General features: G+C 57.8%; 6 protein-coding genes, 1 tRNA gene and 1 pseudogene. 1 reads left to right on the top strand and 7 read right to left on the bottom strand.

Going from position 1 to position 7,482, the window contains the following annotated elements; translation table 11 throughout:
- The 6 genes from ACIREA_RS22115 to ACIREA_RS22090 all read right to left on the bottom strand — a co-directional run.
- Window positions 1-513, bottom strand: a 513-nt coding sequence (locus ACIREA_RS22115) for a 3-phosphoshikimate 1-carboxyvinyltransferase (protein ID WP_397384529.1), incomplete at its 3' end; no start/stop codon positions are given.
- Window positions 514-518: 5 nt separating this feature from the next.
- The gene (locus ACIREA_RS22110; protein WP_397384528.1) at window positions 519-1,382 is read right to left on the bottom strand and encodes a prephenate dehydrogenase; all 864 of its coding nucleotides are present in this window, start codon (window positions 1,380-1,382) and stop codon (window positions 519-521) included.
- A gap of 117 nt (window positions 1,383-1,499) precedes the next feature.
- Window positions 1,500-1,988, bottom strand: coding sequence for a hypothetical protein (locus ACIREA_RS22105; RefSeq protein WP_397384527.1), 489 nt, complete (start codon window positions 1,986-1,988; stop codon window positions 1,500-1,502).
- 28 nt (window positions 1,989-2,016) lie between these two features.
- Window positions 2,017-3,114, bottom strand: coding sequence for a DNA polymerase III subunit beta (gene dnaN / locus ACIREA_RS22100; RefSeq protein ID WP_397384526.1), 1,098 nt, complete (start codon window positions 3,112-3,114; stop codon window positions 2,017-2,019).
- 311 nt (window positions 3,115-3,425) lie between these two features.
- Window positions 3,426-3,501, bottom strand: a tRNA-Ala gene (locus ACIREA_RS22095).
- A 72-nt stretch (window positions 3,502-3,573) separates the two neighbouring features.
- Complete coding sequence (locus ACIREA_RS22090; protein WP_397384525.1) at window positions 3,574-5,289, bottom strand: tetratricopeptide repeat protein; 1,716 nt, start codon at window positions 5,287-5,289, stop codon at window positions 3,574-3,576.
- 262 nt (window positions 5,290-5,551) lie between these two features.
- Here ACIREA_RS22090 and dnaB point away from each other — a divergent pair, with 262 nt between their 5' ends.
- Window positions 5,552-7,063 carry a replicative DNA helicase gene (gene dnaB / locus ACIREA_RS22085; protein WP_397384524.1) on the top strand — a complete coding sequence of 504 codons (1,512 nt, stop codon included), beginning with the start codon at window positions 5,552-5,554 and terminating at the stop codon, window positions 7,061-7,063.
- Window positions 7,064-7,222: 159 nt separating this feature from the next.
- Here dnaB and ACIREA_RS22080 read toward each other — a convergent pair.
- Window positions 7,223-7,482: pseudogene (locus ACIREA_RS22080) on the bottom strand (hypothetical protein); the annotation flags it as partial.

Genomic DNA, 7,482 nt, shown 5'->3' with positions numbered 1-7,482 from the left:
CACAGGCAGCTTGTAGTAAATGGATTTCAAAGGAGCGCCGCTAATCGTGAGCGGAGCACAGATTTTCTCCCCCTGCCCGGTGATCATCGCGCCCATCTGGCCGAGAGGATCAGCGACTCGTTTCATTGGACGCTTGGAAAGAGAGGCATCACCAAACAACTCGGTTTTGAAGTCCTGCCCGGCAAGAATGCCGGAGAGCAGGCGAATCGTGGTTCCTGAGTTGCCACAATCGACGGGCTTTTCCGGCGCCTTCAGTTTCATGCCGTTGCCGGTGATCGCCAGTTTGACCAAACCCACGCCTTCCACTTCCTCCAGTGGTTCCATGGTGGCGCCGAGGGCCTGCATGGCATGCACTGTGCAGAGACAGTCCTCGCTGGGCAGAAAGCCATCAATGATGGTGGTGCCCTTCGCGAGTCCGGCAAACATGGCGGAACGGTGGGAGATGCTTTTGTCACCGGGGACGGTGATTTCGGCGGGAATGCTTTTGAGTTTCTTCGACTTGAGGCTGGCCATGATCTTCAGACCGCCGGAAGGAGGTCGCGCAGGGCTTTGGCCTGGGCGAGAAATCGGCGGAGGGCTACTTCGTCCATGCTCTGGAGCATTTCAAGAAGCTCTCGCATGACAGATGAGGCATCTTGCAGGGCTGCCATCACCTCCGTGCGGTTTTGCATCAGAATGCCCGCCCACATGTCCGGGTCGCCTCCAGCGACACGCGTGGTGTCACGAAAACCACCGGCGGAGCTGTCCAGCACCCGGGTATCCTGGCTAAGGGCCGCCAGCGTCGTCAGCACCGCCATGCTGTGCGGCAGGTGTGAAATGCGCGCCACACAGTGGTCATGCTGCTGCGGTGTCATTTCCTGGATGCGACAGCCCAGCTTGACCCAAAAAGTGCGCAATCTGCCCAGATGCTCCGGCTTGGTATGCCCGGTCGGCGTCAAAATGCAGGCCGCTTGGTGAAAAAGATCCCCCCTGGCGTTCGCCAGCCCAGTGCGCTGGGAGCCTGCCATGGGGTGGCTGCCCAGAAAGGCCGCCTTGGTCTGCATGAAAATGGCCTCCAATTCTCCGACCACTCCGCCTTTCACGCTGCCGACGTCCGTGATGATCAAGTCATCCGACAATTCGCATCCCGCGATCTGCTGCGCAATGCCCGGCATATACTGGATCGGCATGCACAGAACGGCGATGGACGCACCCCGTATGACCTCCTGGATGTTGCTGCTGGCGATCACCCCGGGAAGCACTTGCCTGACCTCCTCCACCGCCTCGTCACGTCTGGCCCAGACACGAACTTCCAGACCAGGCATGCGCTGCTGGATCGTTTTGGCCAGTGATCCGCCTAGCAGGCCGGGACTGAAGATGGCAATGGAACGTTCGACGGACACAAAAGGGATGGAAACTGGACAAATCCGAAAGGCCGCAGACACGGCTCAGTAAAACCCCGGCAGAAACGACTCCGCTCCCGCTCCTATGTCAGGAGAGGAAGCGGGCAGTGCAGAAAATCATGGCACGCGGAAAATTTTGCCTGTGTAGGGGCAGCGTGCCTTTTGACCAGACTGGAAGTCACGCACGTCAATGGCCTGGCCATTCGGATCAAACGGACTTTTCACAAAGCCCGGCTTGCCGGTGATACGAGTGGCGAAGGGGATCTCCGCCGGAGCCGCAGGAGCCGGGGGCGGCGTGCTGCCAGGAGGCGTCACAGACACGGGTGGCGGTGCCGTCGTACTTCCGTTCGTTGGCGGAGGGGTGACATTGTCACCGGTCACAGGAGCGTTCGGATCAGGAGTTTGAACCGCCGCTGCATTGGGATTGGTCAGATCCACCCCGTCAAAATACTGCGTCTGCTCCTGCGGCACTCCATAGCGGGGCGGGACATCCAAAGAGCGCCCACGTCCTCCGCGCCCACCAGGAGGCGGCGGATTGGGGCCATAGCATGCGGTGAAGCTGGTGGAGGTCACGATCAGCAAAAATGCCTGCAGGAGTCGTTTCATGGCGTGTTGGATGGAAGGTAAGACAGGATCAGGCATTCACGCGCATGGGCATCAGCACATACAGGAAATTCGTGCCGCTGCGCAGCACCCCGGGACTGATTTCATCAATCAGGTGCAGATGCACTTCATCCGCGCTCAGATTGCGCAGCGGCGCCATCGCAAATTCCGGATTGAAGGCGATCGTGATTGGGACGCCCTTGTAATTGATGGCCACCGTTTCACGTGCTTCCCCGACATCCGGAGAAGTGGCCACGATTTCCACGCTGCCAGGTGTGAAGATAAATTTGATCGAGTTCGATTTTTCGGTGACCAGCAGGGACACGCGAGAGATGGCCCGGAGGAAGGCTTCCCTTTCCAGCGGAATACGTTCCTTCGATTCACCAGGAATGACCTGACGGTAGTTCGGGTAGTTACCGTCGATGAGTTTGCTGACCAGCAGGCTCTCGCCCAGATCAAAGCCAACCTGTGAACCGGTGACACGAATGGCCACCTCGCCGGAGTCTCCCAGCAACCTGGAAAGCTCGTTCACCGCCTTCGTAGGAACAATGATGTCGATCTCCTGGCTTTGCGGGAACTCCAGTTCCTGCTCCACCATGGCCAGACGGCGGCCGTCCGTGGCGACCATCGTCAGGGCGTTGTCCTTGAAGGCAAAGAGAATGCCATTGAGCACATAGCGCGTTTCGTCCGTGGAGATCGCGTAGCTGGTCTTGCGCAGGCAGTCGCGCAGCACCTGCTGCTCGATGCGGAACTCACGCGCATCATCGAAACGGGGCAGCGCGGGGAATTCCTCGCTGGTCAGGCCCAACACTTTGAAATAACTCGGACCACTGCGGATGGAGGCGACGTTTTTCTCGTCGACCTTGACTTCGATTTCCTCGGACGGCAGTTCGCGCACGATCGTGGCAAGACGGCGTGCCGGAAGTGTGGTGGCCCCTGGCTCATCGACTTCGCAGGGAACCGAACAAGTCACGCCGACATCCAGGTCGGTGGTCGTGAGTTCAAGCCTTCCATCCTTCGCCTTGAGCAGCACATTGGAGAGAATGGCGAGCGTGGTACGCGAACTGACCACATGCTGAACCTGATTGATGGCGTCCAGGAAGGATTCTTTGCTGATGGTGAACTTCATATAAAATGCCTGCTGTGGGTCGATTTGTTAACAAACCCCGATGAAACGGCAAGGATATTGAGCGGAAAAATCCGGGTGTCTAACTGCAATCTGAGTTCCTTCACTTTCGTGGCGCGTTTCATTTTCATGGTGAAGTGGATGTTCAGACCGGTTTCACCCTGCCAAACGGCTTGGGGCGGCGTTGCCTGAACTACGAGTCGCTTTTAAGGCTCGTCAATCCTCTGTTTGCATTCCAGAGCCCTCGGGCTTCAAACTTTGGAAACGGCTGACTTCAGTTAAATTTGTCACCAGCAGTTCAACTGCACGGGATTTGGTGGAGCATAGCGGGTTCGAACCGCTGACCTCCTGCATGCCATGCAGGCGCTCTACCAACTGAGCTAATGCCCCGGAAATTAAAAAAAACCGGCTCCCCTGATTTGGGGAGCCGGAGACTAGCAAAGAGCTCTGTTTTGACAAGTGCTATTTCTTCTTCTTCGCATCACCAGCTTTGGTGGGAGCGGAATCCTGCAGGGTTGGTGCCGCCGGAGCTGCGCCTGCCTGTGGCTTCGGAAGCTTTTCAAAGATCTTTTTCGCTTCGGTGACTTCTTCAGGCTTCATCTTGCCTTCGAGCTGCGCGATCACGTTGGCGGTGACATCCATGTCAGCCTTGTTGCCGCTCTTCTTGGCGACTTCATCAGCTTGGCTGGCATAAGCCCAGGCACGGGGAAGCTCTGGAGTGCCGGGAACCACACCGACCGCATACAGGTTGGCGAGGCGAAGCATGGCCAGTGCCACACCCTGCTGGGCTGCATCGGCATAGAGGCCTGCGGCCACCATGCGGCTCTGACGCACGCCTGCACCCTGTTCATAAAGGATGCCAAGAGCAATCTGCGCAGGGGCGAAGCCCATGTCTGCGGCGCGCTGATACCAGCCACCTGCTGCCACCACGTCCTGAGCGACTCCGGTTCCGTTGGCATAGAGACCAGCGAGGCGGTTCATGGCCTGGGCGATGCCAGCCGTGGATGCCTTCATCAGGAAGGTGAATGCCTTGGCAGGATCTTTGTCCACCACGGTGCCGGTTTCATAATACACGCCGACGTTGTAGAAAGCTTCGGCAAGGTTGTTCTGGGCGGCAAGACGATAGAGGTCGAGGGCGCTCTTTGGATTTGGCTGGATCAGGATGTTGTCCTTGTTGTCACGAGCACCTTTAGGGTCCTTGATGATGCCGGTTTCGAAGGCATTGCCGAGGCGGAAGAGGGCCTGAGGGTCGTTGCCATTGGCGGCCTTGGTGTAGTAATCAAATGCCTTGGTCACGTCCTGCTTCACATCAGCGCCATCAGCGCCGACACCGTTTTCATAGATCTGACCGAGGATGCGGTTCGCAGCAGCAAGGCCTTTTCCGGCGGCTTCTTCAAACATCTTCAGTGCGGCAGGCACATCCTTCTTCACCAGCTTAGGGCTTTCCTTCGTGTCAGGATCGCCATTCAGAAGACGGGCACCATAGGTGCTCAGAGCAACTGCGCTGCCCTGCTTGCCGGCTTCGATGAGGTAGTCGAGAGCTTTCTGCTGATCCTGAGGGACGCCTTCCACTCCGGCGGAGTAGATCTGTGCCAGGCCGAGAGTGGCTTCGCCGTCTCCTGCCTTCTCACCTTTTTCCAGAAGTTCCTTGGCTTTCGCTGGGCTCTTCTCCACCACCACAAGACCTTTTTCACCTTCGGTCACGCCTTGCAGGTGAAGCTGGGCCAGCATGCGACGGGACACTTTGTTGTCGGCAGCTTCAGCTTCCTTGATCAGCTTGATCGCTTCCTTCACGGCATCCGGATTCTGCGCACCAGCCTGCATCAGCACCTGGGCGAGTTCGGATTTGGCGAGGATCTGTCCTTTGTCGGCAGCCTTGCGGAACAGAGCGGCGACTTCGTTGATGTTCGCACCGCTGAGCACTCCCCAATGGGCAAGAGCATAGACGGCGTCCTTGTCATCCTTCTGCGCCAGTTCGCGCACTTTCGCGACGGCGTCATTGAAGGACTTGTTGACATCTGGGCCAGCGCCAGGATTCGCCTGAACCTTGTCCTGGTCAGCCTTGAGAGCTGTGAGGATGTCCGTGAACTCTTTGGAAGCTCCTGGCATTTCGGCAGTGTCGATGCCTGCGACCGCGACAAGAGCCGCGAGTTTAAGTTTGAGTGCTGTAAGTAACATAGGTGGTTGTGATTTGGAGGGGCGTTTGACCCGGTAGATCCGGAGGTGTTCAGTTTTCGACACGACCAAAGACACATCAAGCTTTTGATGAAAGTATATTATTGGGTCGCACAAATTCTCACACACAAAATTCTGAGGGGGTGCCGTTGACGCGGTTTTTCCAAATCGTCCGAAATCACCCCAAAAGACGCCAAATCCGACCGCATCACGATTGAGCACGTCATTGACGCAAATCCGCAGCCCTCCATCCTGAACGTCCTCCATGGCCGAAAATTCCACTCCCACCACGACCGCAGACACACCTCAAAACGGTGATGCCGCACCTGCAAAAAAACGGGAGAACTTCAAAAAGAAAAACGAAATCCCCACCGCGGAGGAGCTCCTCGCTTCCTTCAATCGCGCCCTTCCCTTCAGTGACGAAGCCGAAAAAGGTGTCCTCTCCTGCCTCCTGCAGGATCCCCTCGAACGTCTCAGCGACTGCCGCGTCAATCTCCCTGCCCTGGCTTTTTATCACGACGCCAATCGCACCATCTACGAAAAGCTGCTGGAGTTTTACGACAAAAACCTCCCCATCGATCCCGTCACGGTCACTCATGCGCTGCGTGAGCAAAACCTCCTCGACAAGGTCGGTGGCGCAGCCGCCATCTCGGAACTGTTCGCCTTCGTTCCGATCCCCTCGCACTTCCCCTACTATAAGAAGATCGTCCTCGATAAGCACATCCTGCGGGAGCTCATCCACGCCAGCTCGCTGAACATCCACCATGCCTACGAGCACGGCAAAGAGCAGATGGATGAGAACATCGACACGCTCATCGACCACGCGGAACAGCGCGTGCTCGCCGTGCGTGAATCCACCGGCTCCAAGGAGGGCATCAAGACCCTCTCCACCCACGTCATGGATGCCATCGACAGCATCCAGTACATGCTGGAGCACCCCGGCCAGCTGCGCGGCCTCTCCACCGGCTACACCAAACTCGATGAGATGAGCTCCGGCCTTCAGGGCGGTGAAATGTTCGTCATCGCCGCACGTCCTTCCATGGGTAAAACCTCCCTCGCGATGAACATCGTCGAGCACATCGCCGTGGACTGCAACACCCCCTGCGTGGTCTTCAGTCTGGAAATGAGCGCCACCATGCTCGTTCGTCGTCTCCTCGTCTCCCGCGCACGCCTCAGCATGCAGGACCTCTCACGCGGCCTCCTCTCCCGCGCTCAACAAGACGCCCTCGCCAAGGCCACGCGCGATTTGCAGAAGGCGCAGATCTTCATCGATGAAACACCCGGTCTCGACATCATGGAGATGCGCGCCAAATCACGCCGCCTCAAAAAGCAGCACGGCATCCAGATGATCATGATCGATTATCTTCAGCTCGTCACCTCCCAGAGCCGCCGCGCCAAAGACAACCGTCAGATCGAAATCGCCGAAATCTCCGCCGGCATCAAAGGCCTGGCCAAGGAACTGAACGTCCCCATCATCGTCCTCGCCCAGCTCAACCGCGCCGTCGAATCCCGCAAAGGCCAGCGCCCCGTCCTCTCCGACTTGCGCGAGTCCGGCTCCATCGAACAGGACGCCGACATGGTCGGTCTCCTCACCCGCTCCGACTACGCCGGAGCCAAGATGGAAGTCGAAGACGAGGAAGCCGAAGAAAAGAAAAAAGGCGAAGCCATGCTCATCCTCGCCAAAAACCGAAACGGCCCCACCGACGACGTGCTCCTCCGCTTCATCGACCACGCCATGCGCTTCGTCGAGCGCAGCGAAGAAGCCGAGTCGCCTTAAATCGTAGCGCAGGATCCGCCTTGCCACTAGTTCACGCCCGCTTTCTCCGACAAACAGGAGCCTTGCATCGTCAAGACAGTCGCATGCCTAACAAAGTTGTTTCCAAAACCGACCAGCCCCCGCGTCAGTCAGCACCTTGAAAGAGTGGCCAGTTTTCCGTCAATGTCCGGTTAGCCGGTGCCGGATAAACGCATCGGTATTCGAGTCCCCGTTGGCTCGCATGAGCGCGAAGGTCAGCATCATGTCATAGTCAATGGCGACGATGCCGTCCCGGCCTTTGCCGGACATGGCGCGATTGCCGGGACGATTTTGAAACCAGTTGGCCCAGAGCGGTGTTCCAGGATCGTAAAACAGAAACTGGCCTCCCTCTTCTGGGAACACCATGTTCGGCGACGGATAGAGGTTGGCGACAAATGGAT

Origin of the sequence: Prosthecobacter sp. (genome assembly GCF_044373815.1) — a bacterium.
Lineage (GTDB): Bacteria > Verrucomicrobiota > Verrucomicrobiia > Verrucomicrobiales > Verrucomicrobiaceae > Prosthecobacter.
Note: the sequence above shows the minus strand (reverse complement) of the source record. Positions and strands in the feature narration are given on the sequence as shown.